Origin of the sequence: Psychrobacter sp. AOP31-B2-9, assembly GCF_052378005.1 — a bacterium.
Lineage (GTDB): Bacteria > Pseudomonadota > Gammaproteobacteria > Pseudomonadales > Moraxellaceae > Psychrobacter.
The window spans coordinates 1-18780 of the sequence record NZ_JBQSXG010000060.1 but is presented as its reverse complement, the minus strand read 5'-3'; the positions used below and the strand labels follow the sequence as shown (position 1 = coordinate 18780).

Sequence of the window (18780 nt, the reverse complement as noted above, 5' to 3'; positions counted from 1 at the left end):
CAATAAGAAGGTCAAATCCAACACCACCAAAACCAATAAAAAGGTCAAAGCCAGCACCAACACCATCAAAACCAACAAGGTCAACATCACCAAAACCAACTGTAAGCCAGCCAGCTTCTAATAATACTCCTGTATCAACTGATCCATTTAAAAATGTACGTCCAAGAAATTAATTGCTGAGGTAATGAATTATGGCAAAGCAAGATAGTGTGCAAAAGAAACTCGGAAAAGTACGTGCTCCTCGTGTACACCTTACCTATGATGTCGAAGTTGGAGATGCGATTGAAACGAAGGAAATCCCTTTCGTTGTCGGCGTCTTAGGAGAGTTCTCAGGGGACTCGAAACTTGAGCAACCTCGTTTTAAAGATAAAAAGTTTGTCGAAGTGGATTTGGATACTTTCGATGAAGTGATGTCAGGTCTAGCACCGCGTGCCGCCTTCCGTGTCAGTAATGACTTGAGTGATAAAGGCGGTGAGTTTGCGGTTGATTTGGCATTCAATAGTATTGATGACTTCCGTCCAGAAGCCGTTGCGGAACAGATTGATCCATTAAAACAGTTGGTGCAAGCACGAGATCGTTTAGCTGATTTGCGCAATAAAATCTCAGCAAACGAGAAGCTAGAAGATTTGCTAGATGATGTGCTCAACAACACTGAGCAAGTCAAAAAAATGGCAGAACAAAACCAAACTGATGGTGAGGATTAATCGATGAGTGCTCAAGCCCAGCAGAATATAGCAACGGATTCGGTCAATAGCGACAACTACGACCTATTAGAAGAGATCGTGAATAAAAGTAACGTTGCCAAGTCCGATGACGAAAAGAATCGTGCGAAGTCACAAATTGCAGAGCTCGCTAATGAGGTTATGCAAGGTACAGTGACATTGTCAGATAATTTGACAGCTTCGATTGATTCTCGTATCGCCGAAATTGATGCACTGATATCTAAGCAATTGACGACCGTCATGCACGCGCCTGAGTTTCAAAAACTAGAGTCTAGTTGGAGAGGTTTGCACTACTTGTGTAGTCAAACGCCATCAGAATCTATGTTAAAAATTCGTATGATGAATACTACTAAGCGCGAGTTGACCAAAGACTTTCAGTCTTCAATCGATTTTGATCAAAGCACTTTATTCAAAAAAATCTACGAAGAAGAGTTTGGCAGCTTTGGTGGCGAACCCTATGCTGCCATCATTGGTGACTTTGAGTTCAATCGCCAAAATTCAGATATGTACCTGCTTGAGCAAATGTCCCATGTTGCAGCAGCAGCACATGCTCCTTTCATATCAGCCGCATCTTCTGAGATGTTTGGTCTTGATTCATTCACTGATATTGGTCGCCCTCGAGATTTATCAAAGATATTTGAAACCGCTGAATATATACGTTGGCGTGCATTTAGACAATCAGATGACTCCCGCTATGTGGCGCTGACTGCGCCTAGATTCTTAGGTCGTTTGCCTTATGACCCTAAAGAGGGAACAGTGGTTGAAGGCTTTAACTTTACTGAAGATGTTTCAGGCAGTGATCATAGCGATTATTTGTGGGTGAATGCTGCTTATGCCTTTGCTTCAAGACTGACTGATGCTTTTTCTGATTACCGCTGGTGTGCCGCTATTCGCGGTGTAGAAGGTGGTGGTTTGGTTGAAGGCTTACCAGTTCATACCTTTAAGACAGATGAAGGGGAGTTGGCGCTCAAATGCCCAACTGAGATATCTATTACGGATCGCCGTGAAAAGGAACTCAGTGACTTGGGCTTCATACCGTTGGTTCATTGCAAAAACACCAATTATGCGGCATTTTTTGGCGCGCAGTCAGTACAAAAAGCCAAGACTTATCAAAATGATGATGCCAATGCCAACGCTTCATTGTCTACACAGCTTCAATATATTATGGCAGTGTCACGTATTGCGCATTACTTAAAAGCCATGATGCGCGATAAAGTCGGTAGCTTTTTATCACCAGGTAATGTTGAGACCTTTTTGAATAATTGGATTTCTCGTTATGTCTTGCTAGATGATGGAGCCTCACAAGAAGCTAAAGCACAGTACCCACTGCGCGAAGCTTCTGTACAAGTTGTAGAAGTGCCAGGTAAGCCTGGTGTCTACAAGTCAGTGGTCTTTTTGAGACCACACTTTCAACTTGATGAACTGTCTGTTTCTTTGCGTTTGGTTACCCAACTACCGCAGTCTAGCAACAGTTAATCGTTTATTAAAAACCAATGTGTAATTAAAATTTTTAAAACAAGGTATGTGATATGAAGGATATTTATATTAAGTTCAGTGGCAAATATAAAATTGATGGCGAGTCTCGTGATAGCGAGCATCAAGGTTGGCTTGAAGTAAATACTTGGGATCACTTGATTCGTCAGCCTAAATCAGCGACTGCAAGTAGTGTTGGTGGCCATACTTCTGAGCGTTGTGAGCATTCTGACATGACGTTTATGAAAGACTTGGATTCTACAAGTCCTAAGTTGTGGGAAGCTTGTTCTGCTGGTTATACTTTTGATGAGATTCAAATTGACTTTTATCGTGCCAATGGCGATAAGCGCGTCAAATATCTTGAAGTAAAGCTTAAGCATGCACTTATCGCAAGTGTTGAGCCAACAGTACGCTCAGAAGGCGTGCCAATTGAAAAAGTTGGTCTTAAGTATGCTGCTGTTGAGTGGACATACACTCAGCAAGATATCGATGGTTCTGCTAAAGGCGCTGTGACTAAGAAATGGTCACTCGCTAATAACACTGCCACTTATACAGCTTAAATTAGGTTGTATCAGGTGTTATCTATTGTATCGTACCGAAAAAGAAAGGTTTATATTTAGGCCTTTCTTTTTTGTTGTTTAAAATAGGAATGATTATATCAATGAATTACGCCACTAACGCTTTCAACAAAGAAACTGGGTTTCGCCCAAATTTGTTTGAACAGTTATTTGATGATCAGCCTCGTCAGTTGTCGCACGAACTGGTGGTTCGTCGTCTCAACATTGAGGAGTTAAAGTCCTCTGTTGCACGAGATCTGGAGGCTTTATTAAATACACGCTGCGTGGTATCTAGTAAGTTGCAAGAATATCAACATGTACGCTCATCGATATTGAATTTTGGTATCTTAGATTTTGTAGGGCTGAGTAGTGCCAATCCTACTGACTGTGATTATATTTGCCGGCAGATAGCTGAAACTGTTGAACAGCAAGACACTCGACTCAGAAACGTTCGAGTATCGCTAGATATTGGTGCTGTTGATGTCAATCAGCTGTGTTTCTCTATCGAAGCGTTGCTAAAAGTTTACCCAGCACAAGAATTGGTCAGTTTTGACGCATTTTTTGAGCCAAGCTCTCAACGTTACTTAATCAAATAACCCATATCTATGCTCAGCTAACACCGTTAGCGGCGCCAATCATACTGAGGCATCATGGACAGTCTACTTCCTTATTTTGAGCATGAGCTTAGCCTGTTTAACAAACAGTCAAAAGAGTTTGCCAAAAAATATCCAAAAATAGCCAATCGGTTGTTGATGGGACACGACACGGTAGATGATCCACATATTGAGCGATTGATACAGGCTTTTTCGCTAATTAGTGCCCGCATTAATAAAAAACTGGATGATTCGTATGCTGACTTTACGGAGTCACTATTAGAAGTCGTCTACCCTGACTATCTTAAGCCTTTTCCATCGGTGTCTATCGCGCAGTTCAATCTAGGCGTGCAGGGCAATGCGATGAGTGAGGTTGTCGTCGCACCCAAGCAAAGCACGTTTGCGACCCAAAAAATAAATGGCACACCTTGCCAATTTCAGTCCACTCAAGACGTGACATTATTACCATTAGAGATAGATAGCGTCAGCTTTGAGACGCGTCAAGAAGTGTATGACAACCAGCATGGTCTACTGAATGGTTGTATCAGTATTAAGTTCAAAACATTAAATCCAAGCTTTGACTATCAGGCACTGCTAGATCACTCACTTGACTTATATATAGATGAAGATGCCAGTCAAGGTACGAGCTTATGGGACTTGTTATGGTGTGATGTGAAGCAAACGCATCTGCATGGTAGGCAGGTTAACAAAACTACGGGCAGTCCATTTGAGATCATAGGCTTCGATCCTGAGCAGCAGATTTTGCCTAGTCATCGAGTGAGTAATGCAGCTTCTGCGTTATTAAAAGAGTACTTTTATTTTCCTGAAAAATTTAACTTTTTACGGTTAAATATTGGCCAGGCGTTTCCGAACTTAAAGATTGACAGTAATGGTTTTGAGATTCGCTGTTATTTTAAGTTTGACAAAAAAAACACCATCCGCCTAAAAAACTTGCAGCAATTAAGTGCCAGTAGTATTAAGTTGTTTTGTACGCCTGTCGTCAATCTATTCAAAGCGGCTGCGAAGCCGATTCAGGTAACGCATCGTTCTGTCTATTACGATTTAGTGCCTGATACTCGAGCGCTCTTTCAGCATGAAATCTATGAGGTCAAAAAAGTCATAGAATCCAAACAAAGCGAAAATCGTCTGATACAGCGTGAGTATCATCCGTTTTATGCGCTCAATCATTATGAGCAGCAAGATGACGGTCGTTATTATCATATCAAACGTGATAAGGATATGGCTGAGTTTAAACAAGGCTTTGAATATCAGATTATGTTTGTCGAAAAAGACCGCGAAGATTTATCAGGTGCGGTAAGCATGAGTGCCTCTCTATTATGTACCAATAGAGATTTACCCGCGCAAGTGGTATTCGGTCAAAGCCGTGGTGATCTATTTAGCGAAGGGATGTCAGGCTTTAGCAGCTTATCATTATTAAAACAGCCAACCAGAACGGCACGGTTTGAATACACGGGGGAGGAGCGTTGGCGTTTGATATCGCTGATTAGCTTAAACTTTTTATCATTGGCAGCTCAAGATGCTGAGCTGATGAAAGAGTATTTATCGCTGTATGATATTACGCAATCTGCTTCAAACCAACTGTTGGTTGAAGGTATTGTTTCTGTTGAGACCAGTATTGAAGCGAGACGCATTCAGCGTTTGCCGCAACCTGGGTTTGTGCGTGGTACGCTGGTTAATATTAACATCAATCAAAAAAACTTTGCTGGCGTCAGTATTCGTCAGTTTGCCAACTTATTGGCGCATGTATTTGGCTATCATGCGAGCTTAAATAGCTTCGTGGAAGTGGTCATTAGTGATGCCGTAACCAAAGAGGAGATATACAGATGTCAGCCACGCAGCGGTCTCAGTCCTCTTATTTAACGGACTTAATGGCTGCACCGCAATCTTATGAGCTATTGCAAGCGCTCCGTTTGGTTCGGCATGAAGTCAGTATGGGCTATGCGCCTATCGAAGTGCGTTACCGTGCCTCGTTATCATTGGCGTATCCACAAGCTGAAATCGAGTCGATGGTGCTTGTTGCTCAAGATGCTATGGAATATGGTGGCAGCGCAGTAACGGATGGTCAAATAGAGGACGGCAAGGTCAGTGTCAGACAGGTCGAGGTTTGTCCAGCGGTCATCGGGCTTACCGGTCCATTATCGGCATTGCCAGCGATGTATACCGACCACCTAGCGTCGCGAGTCAATCATGCAAAAGACAAAGCGGCTCCAGCCTTTTTGGACTTATTTAACCATCGTTTGACCGATTTATATGTGCAAGCGAGCTGGTTTTATAACTTGCCATTACAGTATGAGGTAAACCATAAAAAAGACAATTATTTGCTGAGCTTACGAGCATTAGCACGTCAGCCCAAAAAGCTAACTGCCATCGATAGCTTGATCGCATATGCGGGCATGATAGCCCCCGGACGTTTGACCGCCGACCAGTTGTCACATGTATTATCACACTTCTTGGATAGTACGGTTAGTGTCGAGCAGTTTGTACCAGAGTGGTTTGACCTACCGCCTAGTGAGCAGACGGCACTTGGTGGACAGCATGCCGCACTTGGACTGTCTGCATTTTGCGGTGCGCGCGCCGTACAGTTCGATAGCAAGATCAGAATTGTGTTTCATCAATTGGATGCCAAGCGTTATTTAAGACTATTACCTGCCGGCGACATGTATCGAGTTATTGTTGATTTTATCCGTAAGTGGTGCGGTGTCTGTCTTGCTGTTGAAATGCAGTTAGAGTTAGATAAAAAATATATCACGCCATTGTCGTTATCAGAAAGTGGTTTTGGCGGCTTGGGGCGAGGTGGGTTTTTGGTATCGAATCCTGCGACTCAGCATCATAATGACACTCGCTATGCACTGCCTATCCAGTAAAGTAGGAATACCAACGAATAAACAAATTATTTACCAGTTATTCTTAGTTTCATAAAAATAATGTTAAGTCTAATGACAATTGCAATGACAATGTTAAAGGAAAAGATTTATGAGCCAGTTAAAAGCTGTAATTACCCGCTTGAGTCCAAGTTGCCGACAGTGTTTGCAGCAGGCAGCTAGGCTTTGTATCAACAATGGACATCGCGAAGTCGATACTGTCCATCTGCTACATGAACTGATTGCGACGCCGCATAATGATGTGGCGCAAATACTCAAATTCAATAAGATAAATCAGCAGGCATTGCTAGCTGATATCACAGATCTGCTAAATACGTTTGGTCAGGCAACTGGCTCAACGCCAGTATTTAGTGAAGCTCTAATGGCACTGTTAGAAGATGCATGGGAGCTTGCCAGCAGCAATCATAATCAAGCTGATAATAATTCGTTAGAAATTCGCTCTGGGCATATATTACTGGTGTTACTATCGTATGAGCGTTATCAGTCCGTCCTCAAAACCCTTCCAGAACAGCTACAGTATATCGATCGTTTTACGCTAAAAGATGATTATGAGCGTCAATGTCTTGGCAGTACCGAGGGGAGTGGGTCAAGCAGTAATAAAGGTGCCAGTAAAGACGTTGAGGGTAATGCAAACAATGATACAGACCAGCAAGAATCTTTAGATACAGAACAAGCAGCCACTAATCCAACACCTGCGCTAGATAAATACACTTATGATTTGACTGCTAAAGCCAGTGCAGAGCAGATAGACCCTGTCATTGGTCGTGAGTTTGAGATTCACCAGTTGGTCGATATCTTGATTCGCCGTCGTCAGAACAACCCTATTTTGACAGGTGAGGCCGGTGTAGGTAAAACCGCAGTAGTAGAAGGATTGGCGCAAAAGATAGTCGCCGGTCAAGTGCCTGATCAGCTCAAAGACGTGACGATACGTAGTCTCGATATGGGGTTGCTACAGGCAGGAGCGAGTGTCAAAGGTGAGTTTGAAAACCGCCTCAAGCAAGTCATCGAAGAAGTGCAAGCATCGGTCAAGCCGATTATCTTATTCATCGATGAAGCGCATACCTTGATTGGAGCAGGCGGGCAAGCGGGTCAAAACGATGCGGCGAATTTATTAAAACCTGCGCTGGCTCGTGGTGAGCTTAGAACGATTGCAGCGACTACTTGGTCAGAGTATAAGAAATACTTTGAAAAAGATGCAGCGTTGTCACGCCGCTTTCAAGTGGTCAAAGTCGATGAGCCTGATATCGATACGGCAGTGGCGATGATTCGTGGTTTGAGTGCCAAGATGCAGGCGCATTTTGGGATTTTGATAGATGATGATGCACTACAAGCAGCCGTTGAGCTATCAGCACGTTATATCAGCGATAGACAATTGCCTGATAAAGCGGTTAGCGTATTAGACACGGCAGCCGCACGAGTGAGCTTGTCAAAGACAGCGACGCCTAATCAGCTGGATAGACTACAAGCGAAAGGGTTGCAGTTAGAGCAGCACATCAATAACCTCAGTCAGCAGCTTGAGCGTATCGGCGGCGTTGATGAAAAAGAAAAAGTCAGCCAAAAAATTGCCGTGCTTGATGAGCAGCGTCAAACCAATCAGCAAAGCATTGCAGACATGACCAGTCGCTGGCATGAACAGCGTGAGCTTAATGATCAGCTTGATACATTGAATAAGCAATTGAATGACAAGACAGATGGTACTGATGCGCTCAGCGCAAAAGAGCGCTTAGACAAACAGTCTGAGTACCAAAACATTGAACAGTCGCTAAAACAGATACAAGAGGAGCAGCGACTGATTCATGCGGTATTAGACAGACAGGTTATTAAGCAGATTATCTCAGATTGGACAGGAATACCGCTGAATGATATGGCAGGCAATGAAAAAGACCATATCTTAGGTTTGGCTGACACCTTGCAATCGCGGGTTATTGGCCAGGACCATTCGGTGGCTGCTATCGTCAAGCGTATTCACACGGCGAAAGCACGTCTAGACGATCCCAATCGCCCGCAAGGGGTATTTATGCTCGTTGGGCCAAGTGGTGTGGGCAAGACAGAAACCGCACTGGCACTATCAGAGGTACTATATGGTGGTGAGCGTAACCTTATTACGATTAACCTATCAGAGTATCAAGAGGCTCATAGTGTGGCGTCCTTAAAAGGCTCACCTCCAGGTTATGTGGGCTATGGTGAGGGTGGTGTATTAACCGAAGCGATTCGCCGTCGTCCTTATAGTGTGCTTTTGCTCGACGAAGTAGAAAAAGCCCATCCAGACGTATTGGATCTGTTTTATCAAGTCTTTGATAAAGGGGTGATGGAAGACAGTGAAGGGCGGTTAATTGATTTTAAAAACACGCTTATTTTATTGACGAGTAATGTGGGTTCATCACAGATTATGCAGGCATGTATCAATACTGATCCAGCCGTTACTGACTTTAGCTTGCCCGATAGTGACAGCCTAAAACAGGTCATTAATCCGCATTTATATAAATCATTTAAGCCTGCATTTTTGGGTCGCCTGACAGTGATACCTTACTATCCGTTGAGCGATGACGCGCTGGCAGAAATTATCCGCTTGAAATTAGACAAAATCACTGGACGTATTCGTGAAAATTACGAAGTTCCTTGTGTTATTGACGATGAGGTGATTGAGCTGATTTTATCGCGTTGTCATGAGGTGGATTCTGGTGCACGTAACGCCGATGCTATCATTAGTCATACTTTGCTGCCGCAGCTGGCAGGTCAGTTGCTGGCGCATGATGACAGTCAAAGTGTGCTAAAGCAGATTACAGTATTCGTTGATGCCGATGATAATTTTGCTTATCGTCTGGATACTGATGCGGTTGTGCCGTTGAATCAGATGGCGCAAAGCAGTGAAAGCCATGGTGCGGAAACGGCTGATCAGAATGAAAAAAAACCAGCAGCTGCTAAAAAACCGCGTGCTAAGAAAACAGCGACAGCGACACCAGTCAAAAAAGCACCAGCCAAACAGGCTGCTAGTAAAAAAACGCCTAGTAAAAAAGCACCCAGCAAAAAATCGACTAAGGAAGAATCACTATAATGAATACTAATAATGCCTTAGTGGTTAACATGGATGCGCTCATTGCTCCTATCGATGGCAGTCATCAGGGTGTGGGCGAAGACCTTACCTTTGATATGCGTATCGATGCCATCGTCGCTGCTCGTCAAGAGGACGATCCGTTATTAGCGCAAGGGAACTGGGTTACTGAGCTAAAAGTGGCTGATTGGGACTTTGTGAAGGAGCAATGTGCAGACTTACTGATTCATACCAGTAAAGATATGAAGCTGGCGCTCTGGTATGTCGATGCGCTCAGTCATACTGATCATTTAGCGGGTATCAGCCAAGGGCTTAGTCTACTACAAGCACTCAATGACGAGTATTGGCTCACCATGTATCCGCCGCTAGATGGTGAAGAAGACAGTATGGATATCAGAGCGGGACTGCTCTCATGGTTCGTAAAAGCGCTCACTGATGATCTAAAACAGCTATCACTGTCTGAAACAAAGACTGAGAAATATAATTATAATTATTATTTAACCGCTCGAGACCATGATAAGCAGCGTCAGCAAAATCCTGATAGCGAATCGACCAGCCAATTAACACTTAGTGATTATAACAACGCTATCAAAAACAGTAGTGAGGCATGGCAACAAGCGCTCATGACCCATCTCAATAGCATCACAGAAAAATGGCAAGCGCTTACTGATCAGCTAAACAATCTCATGGGAATGGATGCGCCTGTATTTGCGCCAGTTACTGATTTACTCATGTCTCTAAATCAGCATCTACGCCCATTGATACCGGAGCAAGCTGATGCAGTAGAAAGTAATGATCAAGAGAGTGCAGATGATATAAATGCTGACTTTGCTACTGATAGTACGATGCTGAATGAGGGGCAAGCAACTGGCACAAAAAACAGCGCACCCACCAGCTTTAATCCGAGTAATCGAGATCATCAAGCAAACCGCCGGCAAGCGCTTAAACTATTGGGTCAAATCCAAGATTACTTTGCGACCAATGAGCCGCACAGTCCCGTGACATTTTTACTCGGTCGGGCGATTGATTGGGCTGATATGCCACTCGATCAATGGTTGGCTCATATCATCAAGAACGAAGATCAATTGTCAATGCTCTCTGACATGATTGGTATTCAGCCAAAACGAGAGTCATCTGACGATAGCTATAACTAAATGTAGTTAATTTGGCTGCGGCTTAACTGGCACTCTGTGTGTCATTTTGAATATATGTTTACATCTTTGGACTGATAGAGAAGGGCTTGTCATGGTATGGACTCAAACGAAGCGGCATCTGCAAATCAGTAGTGCCCATCCTGATATTGCTACTAGTCTGGTACAGCAAGCGGACTTGGTAGAGAGTTTGCTTGGCCTGCCACTGCCTGATAGCGTTTGGAGTAAGCCCGCGCTTATGCCCGCGCCTAACGCTTATCCAAGTCCTTATCATCACGACCAACGCGTGCAGTCCTATCAGCAGCGTCAGCTGGCACTCTATTGCGGCTATCGTATTAGCATGACGCTATTGCATCCGCAAGCAGGACTGGCTACCAAAGAATGGATAGGTCAAAGTCTATCCGTTCACTGGCATACTGGTGACGCACTATTAACCAGTCAAATCCGCCACGGTATCATCACCGAAGTCGTCGCTCTGGGTAGTAACAGCGGTATGGCAGCTTATCGTATCATCTGCGAACCCGCGTTGAATCAGTTACGCCTATCTAGCCATAACCGTCGCCATCATCATCTCAGTCTAAGTGAGCTGATCACCGATATTCTTAGCCCATACGATATGAACATTGAGATTGACGAACGTCTCAGTGATGACAGCGTCTACCATATTCAGCACAGCGTGCAATACAACCAAACCGATCTCGCTTACTTAACGCAGTACCTCACCCTTTACGGTATCACTGGTTATTACCGTCACGAAGCGGACAGTCACACGCTAGTATTACTACCCCATGATGGTGAAATACTGCGCCCTGATGCCAATGACATCCAAAGCATCCTCAGTCAAAACCCAGCCAACCTCGCTGACAGACAAGACCGCATCACCGCCATTCGTCCGCAAGTTGCCCAGCACACTCAGCAGAGCGACCTATATCGTTACGACAACCGCTTGATGAGTACCTATACCGGTAATAGCACCAGTGAGCAACCTATTGACTCGGACAGCCCCAATGTTCACAGTCGTTTCTTACACAGTCATAGCCACCTAAATGACGATGGACTCACTGCGCTTGCCACCCGCTATCAGCAGCACGCAAAGCAGCTTGCCAATCTTGGTAACTTAACAGGCAACATCCGTCATCTGAATTTGCCCAGTAGCCACTATATCGATGGCAACCCTTATCTGACCGATCCGATCAGTCTTGTCTCCATACATCAGCAGATTAACAATCATATACCCGCAGACTGGCTTGGCGCAGTTGCCTTTGATCCTATTACCTTGCAGCCCAATACCAACCATGCCAGTCATGAAAATGATGACGACAATGACAATAATAACAACAACGTTCATCACATCAATGCCTGCTACCTACCGTTTCCGCATCATCACCATATTCCCTATGGCGCACAGTTAAGCGAACTTGGGCAACCGCATCCGAGTCTGACAGGACTCATGAGTGCCAGTATCATAGACACAGACAGCAGTGCTATCACCCATGACCGTAACCACCGTGCTCATATCAGATACCACTGGCAATCCGATGACAGTAATGGCAGTGATAATAATAGCGACAATAGTCAGGATGATGCCCACTGGATACCCATCGCCAGTCACCTCGTCGCCGACCACATGGGACAGACCCATCCTCTGCGTCATGGACAGCATGTCCTCATCGACTTCATCGGTGGTGACTTAACCCATCCCATCATCATCGGCAGCACCCATAACGGACAAGGCAATATCGATGCTCAGCACAACAGCATCGTTAGTGACTCAGACAGCATCGACGCCACCAGTCCAGCTTGGTTCATTAACCAAAGCCATGCATACCCCATAGACGGAATCAAAACCCAAAGCATTGATAGCAGCCGCAGCGGGGATGCGACCAAAGACAGCGTCACTAATGGCTACAACCAGCTCATGTTTGACGCCCATCCTGAGAGTCCTCAGATCAACGCCTATAGCAGCAGCTACCAGTCCAGCCTAACCATTGGTCATCTGTATCAGCATACCGACCATACCCGTGGTCAAGCACGTGGACAAGGTATCAGCTTAGAGACTGAAGCCGCTGCCAATATCCAAGGTAGCACAGGCATTCATATCAGTAGTAGCCAGTCAGACCCCTCATCAAACCCTCACATGAGCCATGACAGCCATAGCAAACTACAAACCGCTGACCAACATCAAATAGCCTATCAAAGCCTAGCAGAAACCCATCAACCTGTCGGCATAGATGGCAGCAGTCAAAGCAGTAGCCTAAACAATAACAAGGAAGGAGAACAACAAACCGCATTTGGTCAATTTAGCCAAGATACCAATGACAGCGCACTAGATAATGCCGGGCAGTGGCAACAGCCCAATCTGCTCATCGACTCTCAACGTCACCTTGCCATGCTCACAGGACAGCATAGCCAACATACCAGTACAAAGAGCACGCACAGCCACGCAACAGGCAGCACCCATCATCACAGTCAAACGCAGATGAATCAGTTGGTGGCAGGCGATATCCATTACTACTCAAACAAAGCTCAGACCCATACCGCGGCTCATGGTGATGTAACGATACAAGCGCATCAAGATCAGATGCGTCTAGACAGTGAGCAAGTACTACGCTTGCATAGCCGAGATAGTATCGAGATCATCGCGCCTGATACGCTGACCCTAAAATCAGCGGGTAGTGGTATTGAGATAACAGGTGGTAACGTGACGTTTATCACGCCTGCTCAAGTGGGCTATAAGGCGAGTAAGGTGGATCGAGGCAGTGGGGGTGGAAGCAGTCCAACGATTACCATGCCTCAAGACGAACTTGCTGACTGTGCTGCCAAGACTGGTAGTGCTGGCAATAAAGGTGGAGCGGTTTAGGCATGCTAATACCAAAAGTAGAGTTTCTCGATGATATTCAGGCGACTGACGAGTATCAAAAGCAACTTAAGGCTTTATATCTAACAGTCTATGACAATCAATATCAAACGCTGACAGTCCTTATTGATCTAAATACTTACGGCACAGCAGTCTTTGATCTATTAGACTGCGGCATAGATTTGCCATTTGAGCGCATCAAACGCATTCATCATAGCTTTGACGATGATTTGGCACTTATTGAGATATCACTCGATAGTAGTAAAGGTCAACGGCTACTTGAGCAGCTATTGGCATTGGCACTATATGAAAACACTTATGATATATCTGGTCATCCGCACCCACGTAGCGTCTGTCTATGGTTGTTTGATCAACCTATCACCGAAACGCTCAAGCATAGTATCTATCTGATAGGACAGGCGTATGGAATGGGGACAAACAAGCGTCGTTATTTGCGCTATTGGGACCCTAGAGTATTAGCGCTATTAACACACCTGTGGACTGATCAACAAAAATTGCAAGTATACCAATTGCGATTACCTCGTATTCACTATGTAGATTGGAATAACACCTTTATAGAGATAACGTTGCCGACACCCAATGAGGTCTATCCGTCTAATACGAAAGTGACACTAGAGCAACTTAAGCCGTTACCTTTTCGCTTCAGTCAGCAGCAGTGGGCACTGCTTGAGCAAACAGAGTGGATAAATATGATACTACGGCAATTAAAGGGTCAAGTGGTAATCACTGCTCGAGTTTATGACATTATCATCAGTCAAGCGCTACTGATTGCTCAGCGTAAAATGTCGCAGCAGCAAGCCATTAAGAATATTGTCGAAAGCTTAGAGCGAATTAAAAATAAAGGAGTACAGGCATGAGTGATGGTTTGTGGGATTTTATAAAAAGTACTGTCGGAATGGATGACAAGGAAGCAGATGTATCAGAGCACCAAGAACCAATGCTGGTAGAGCAAACATCAGAAGGTACGGTTGATGGCTCTCAGCCGTCTGTTGAATTAGACGCAATCACAGTATTTGCCAACAACTGTGGTTATGGATGTGGATATACAGGTATACCGATTTTACCTGTGGTATTTAGTCGAGATGATTATAGAGTAAGTCGCAAGGATAAGCGTTATTTTGGGGATGGGTTGTCTTCAAAATCAGCCAAACATGATGCTATCGCGAGCCTACCTACATACACCTACCTTTATTGTTTTTATGATTATATTGATGGTGATGGAGATGAAGAAAAGTTTTTTGAAGAAATATTTACAGGTAAAGATGGTGCATTAAAAAGAGTTACAACGTATAACAAAGATAGTTTTGAAGAAAAAGATACTAATAAGATAGAGGTGACAAATATAGATGAGCCTGACGATGACACATTTGACGAAATGGTACAGCCAGCTACCTGCGATCGAGATAGTCATAGTACGTTAGATAGTAAATATATTACCTTAGAAACAGGTCAGGTAGTATGGCTCATGGTCAGTCATGCCCAGCTAAGTAAAGCAGCATTAAAAAAATATTTTTATGATGAAGCATTACGCGATAAGCGTATGCAAAAGTTCGTCGCTGATGACTTGATTGATAATAAAAATACTAAATATATGTCTGAATACCTCCCGGAAATAGATTATATAAATAGCTTTCATCAACGAAAGCAGCTAGAGCAGGGCGGTGACATCGGTGATAAACTTGCAATACATGAAAAATATGCAAAAGAAGTTGTTGGTGAAGATGAAGAAGTTGAGGAGATTATCCTAAAAGAGGATGCTAATGGTGCTATAAGTTCGGCTTTTCAGCTATACAAAAATATGGAAAGGGGTATTAATGATAGGATAAGCGATATTGAATATAATATAAATGAGGGCTACGGGGATAGTGAGAGTGATAAACTAGACGAAAAGTCTGACAAGCACCAATTGAAAATCCTAAAAGATACTAAACCTATGATGGTTGCTCTACACGACCCTGTAGGAGATGTGTTGGCAGCAGCGGAGAAACGGAATTACCTACTTAAGAAATTAGATGATGCTCAAAAAAATAAAGGTCAAATTCGAGAGCAAGTCAATGCCATTATTATTGATAACATTAAAAGTAGTGTAGAAGCGGCTAATCAATCGTCAGTTCATGAACAACAGGGTTACTCAAGAGCGGGACTTAGTCGTAATCATAAGAAAGAATCAGCAGTTGGTAGGAATGTCTATAGTTACATTGATGAATCAAAATTCAAATATGTCTTAGCATCTGCGAAAAACAGCCGCAAAAATAAGGCTACAATCTCAGCAGCACGCCAAATATTCGTAGACGCAATTAAACGCTCTGAATTTGCTTTTGTCATGCGTGAAGACTTTCCAGAAAATGATGAAGAAAGCCATTTGGGCTATGCTCAAATTATCGCTGAAGCGACTCAAGGTATTGGTATTGATGAGAGTAATATTGGCATACCAGATGCGATATGGTCAGATTACAAGCCAGATCAGGCAAGAGGTATGACTGCCAAACAAGAGTTTGAACAGTCGTTATTACCTTGTCTTTCAGGAGAAAAACCACCTGAAGACAACTGGTTATCCAAAGCCTTAATAGGTTTAAACCTTGACGATAATCAAAAAATGCAAGCTGCGCCAGCATATGAAAACTTCGCGCGAGCGAGTGACTTCATTGGTACAGCAATAAACTGGATCAATACATTTAAACATGAAGCCAAACAAAAAGCTATAGAAGCCAAGACCGCAGAAAAAATCCAGCACCTTAATGAGTTGGCAAGTCATAAAGCTCGAATCGTACAGACGATGAGTAATAATATGAGCTACATTAAGGAAAATAACCGCTGGTTGTACAGGATGGACTTATGGACACAGGCGTCAGTCAATCAATCTACAGGGTTTCGACTGGCACAAAAAGTATTAAAATATAGTCCCGAAAAGGCGACCAAATGGTTAGGGAAGTTTGTAAATAATCGAATCAACAAAGCAATGTCACATATGGTAACTATGCCTTCAAGTATAGATACTGGAGCGGTCAAGCAGGTTTCAGGTAGTGGTGTGCCTTTTGCGGTAGATTTCATGCACTCCCTAGGCGTCAATAAACAAGCATTAGATATTTACAACAAAGCGGCGGGTGGTGATAAAAATGCCCACATGGTGGTGACGATGTATACAGATAAGGCAACTGCTGACTCTTCAGCGTCAGTCAATCAATCAATTGCTGATGGACAAACCGATTTCAATAAACTTGTCGATAGCAATAGCGGGGCACAGCGACAGTTAGAGCGTAACAGTGCAGGTAAGGCCGCATTGATATCTGCAGGGATTGGCTTATTTCAGTTGCGTAGTGTGTGGATAGGAAAAAGTCGCTTTAGTGACATGGCAGATCGTGGCGACCTTATGGCGCTTGAGTTTATGACCAACTATGCCAGTACTTCCCTTGCGTTGACGGGGGCGGCACTTGATGTCGCTGCCGCTGGTATGCAGATACGGGGTGCCAGTACTGCTGCAATAGCAAGGATTAGCCTCGGTGTCGGTGTACTTGGTGCTGTGGGTGCTGGGTTTGAGGTTTATAGTTTGTCTATTTCATTAGTGAGACAGTTAGAGAGTAAAAGCAAAGCTAGTACTATAGGAACTGGAGTTGCAATGATTTCAGCGGGCGCAGCAGGTATTGCCAGTCTAGCTATTGGATTTGGTTTTGTCATGCCATGGGTGATTGGCATTGTGGCTGTGGCATGGGCTGTAAGCTTAATCGCTCAATGGATAGCTTTTACTTATGATAAAAGTCACATCTTACCGATTCACTATTGGCTTGATGCTGGTGTGTTTGGTAATAAGGCTATGCTAAATAGCGAATATCCCAATAATCCTTTTAAAATACAGGCAATGGGTAGCCTTGAGCAAGACATGCACGCTTACTCCCTAGCTTTAACTGAAATACAAGTTAATCCGAAGTTTGCAACAAGCACTGCTGACTTTAGACGAACATTATCGGGACAAATAGAAGTCACTTTAAGTCAATGGAATGATGATAGTGAGATTGTCGTTGAGTTTATCGGTATCGGCAGTCAAGAGCTAGGATTAGATAGAAAATCATTTAATATAAAAGCGCTTAAACGACAAAACAAAGCTATTGAAACATCAAAAGGAGTAGAGGTCGTATTAGATATTCCTAAGACCAGTCACTTTCAGGCGCAATATCTAGGTTCACATAGAGACGGGACGCTAAATCCCAATAAGCAACGCCAAATGCAAGAAGCTAAAGAGATAGCACAAGCTAATGCTGGTCGTGAAATTGATAAACTCAGAGCCGTAGTGAAGTATGCGCTCAACCCAAGTATGAATCCATATTATCAACTACGTACAAGCGTCACAAGTCAATAAGGATAACAACATGCAATTACGCAACGACTTTGCCCAGCATATCAGTGAGCTTCATAATCCTATTGACCGCCCTTATACCGCCAGTATAGACAAAAGCTTATTAAAAAATACTGAAGATATTGAACATCTTAACAAAGAAACTCATGATGTTAATCCCGATTATCTGACCTTCTTACCAGCGTACTTTTGGTATTTTTATTTTGCTATAGGCTGGGTCTATTTTTTTTCTTATATGTTCTCTGTTGTTTTCATTTTATTGTTTATCATAAATATTGATTTTGTTTTATCTGGTTTCACAATATGGTTTGTATTATTAGGCATACTTATGTTTATAGTATTTTGCACACCCCTAATCCTAATATTTTATCAGATCATTGCAAAAAAACCGTTTCGCACCCAATACTACTTTTTAAAAAAAGAACAAAAAATAGCTTACTACTACCGTCCACTCTGGAAGTTTAGACAGCCTTATGAGCTGAAAATAGTTGACTATAAAGACGTACATCCAGACTTGCATCAAGACCCATACAATCGAGCCTACACACCGCTCAATCTATATGTCGCCGATCCTGAGACTGGCGATATCACCCATCATCTCAAGCTAGAAGATTATAGAGTCAACCCACGCGTACAATGGGCATTTATTCGCACCTATATGGAAAGCCCTGCGGATGAGTTACCAATAGACGCTAAGTTCTGTGAGGCTTATCCAGCTGACACAAGCAAATCACTATTTGCCTGTGCTGATATCGTCTATCGCAAAAGTGGCATACTGCCTAGCAATCATTCTGGTGGCGGTCAGATCATGGTCTTTATAATAGGCTCAATAATCGCTTTAGGTAATCTGTTTCAGGCCAATCATTATCAATGTACCAAACGAGCTATCTTACATCCTGACGTGCAAAAGCTTTTAACTTGGGATGGACAAGACAATCCCTATCCGATACAGCCTATAACTGATGAAGCCAAATTAGCCTTTGAAGGTAGAAATTGGGAAGTTAATGTCAGATGGGTGTGTATCATACTTATTAATGCTGGTTTATTTGCTTGGGCGGTAGTGGCATATAATAGTTAGCTAGTTATTGAACCGCCCCGGT

Annotated in this window: 12 protein-coding genes; all 12 read left to right on the top strand. The window is 43.5% G+C overall.

Features of this window, described 5'->3' with window-relative positions:
• Nucleotides 1–191: 191 nt before the first annotated feature.
• The gene (tssB, locus tag ACT3SX_RS08505) at nt 192–704 is read left to right on the top strand and encodes a type VI secretion system contractile sheath small subunit (protein WP_192992128.1); all 513 of its coding nucleotides are present in this window, start codon (nt 192–194) and stop codon (nt 702–704) included.
• Between the two features lie 3 nt (nt 705–707).
• Entirely contained in the window at nt 708–2198 is a 1491-nt protein-coding gene (gene tssC, locus ACT3SX_RS08500) for a type VI secretion system contractile sheath large subunit (RefSeq protein ID WP_192992127.1), read from the top strand.
• Between the two features lie 53 nt (nt 2199–2251).
• Nucleotides 2252–2755: an Hcp family type VI secretion system effector gene (locus ACT3SX_RS08495; protein WP_192992126.1), complete on the top strand. Its 504-nt coding sequence runs from the start codon at nt 2252–2254 to the stop codon at nt 2753–2755.
• A 101-nt stretch (nt 2756–2856) separates the two neighbouring features.
• The gene (gene tssE / locus ACT3SX_RS08490) at nt 2857–3348 is read left to right on the top strand and encodes a type VI secretion system baseplate subunit TssE (protein ID WP_192992125.1); all 492 of its coding nucleotides are present in this window, start codon (nt 2857–2859) and stop codon (nt 3346–3348) included.
• 54 nt (nt 3349–3402) lie between these two features.
• The gene (tssF, locus tag ACT3SX_RS08485; RefSeq protein ID WP_442069928.1) at nt 3403–5226 is read left to right on the top strand and encodes a type VI secretion system baseplate subunit TssF; all 1824 of its coding nucleotides are present in this window, start codon (nt 3403–3405) and stop codon (nt 5224–5226) included.
• Nucleotides 5190–6230, top strand: coding sequence for a type VI secretion system baseplate subunit TssG (gene tssG, locus ACT3SX_RS08480; protein WP_442069926.1), 1041 nt, complete (start codon nt 5190–5192; stop codon nt 6228–6230). The genes tssF and tssG overlap by 37 nt, the downstream gene beginning before the upstream one ends.
• Nucleotides 6231–6339: 109 nt before the next feature.
• Nucleotides 6340–9303 carry a type VI secretion system ATPase TssH gene (gene tssH, locus ACT3SX_RS08475; protein ID WP_442069924.1) on the top strand — a complete coding sequence of 988 codons (2964 nt, stop codon included), beginning with the start codon at nt 6340–6342 and terminating at the stop codon, nt 9301–9303.
• Entirely contained in the window at nt 9303–10454 is a 1152-nt protein-coding gene (gene tssA, locus ACT3SX_RS08470; RefSeq protein ID WP_442074839.1) for a type VI secretion system protein TssA, read from the top strand. The genes tssH and tssA overlap by 1 nt, the downstream gene beginning before the upstream one ends.
• A 91-nt stretch (nt 10455–10545) precedes the next feature.
• Nucleotides 10546–13311, top strand: coding sequence for a contractile injection system protein, VgrG/Pvc8 family (locus tag ACT3SX_RS08465; RefSeq protein ID WP_442069951.1), 2766 nt, complete (start codon nt 10546–10548; stop codon nt 13309–13311).
• Nucleotides 13312–13313: 2 nt separating this feature from the next.
• Nucleotides 13314–14186 (top strand): hypothetical protein, encoded by an 873-nt coding sequence (locus tag ACT3SX_RS08460; RefSeq protein ID WP_442069952.1) that lies wholly within the window; start codon nt 13314–13316, stop codon nt 14184–14186.
• The gene (locus tag ACT3SX_RS08455) at nt 14183–17683 is read left to right on the top strand and encodes a toxin VasX (RefSeq protein ID WP_442069954.1); all 3501 of its coding nucleotides are present in this window, start codon (nt 14183–14185) and stop codon (nt 17681–17683) included. Before ACT3SX_RS08460 ends, ACT3SX_RS08455 begins: the two co-directional genes overlap by 4 nt.
• Nucleotides 17684–17693: 10 nt before the next feature.
• Nucleotides 17694–18758 carry a hypothetical protein gene (locus ACT3SX_RS08450; RefSeq protein ID WP_192519779.1) on the top strand — a complete coding sequence of 355 codons (1065 nt, stop codon included), beginning with the start codon at nt 17694–17696 and terminating at the stop codon, nt 18756–18758.
• The last annotated feature ends 22 nt before the right edge of the window (nt 18759–18780 follow it).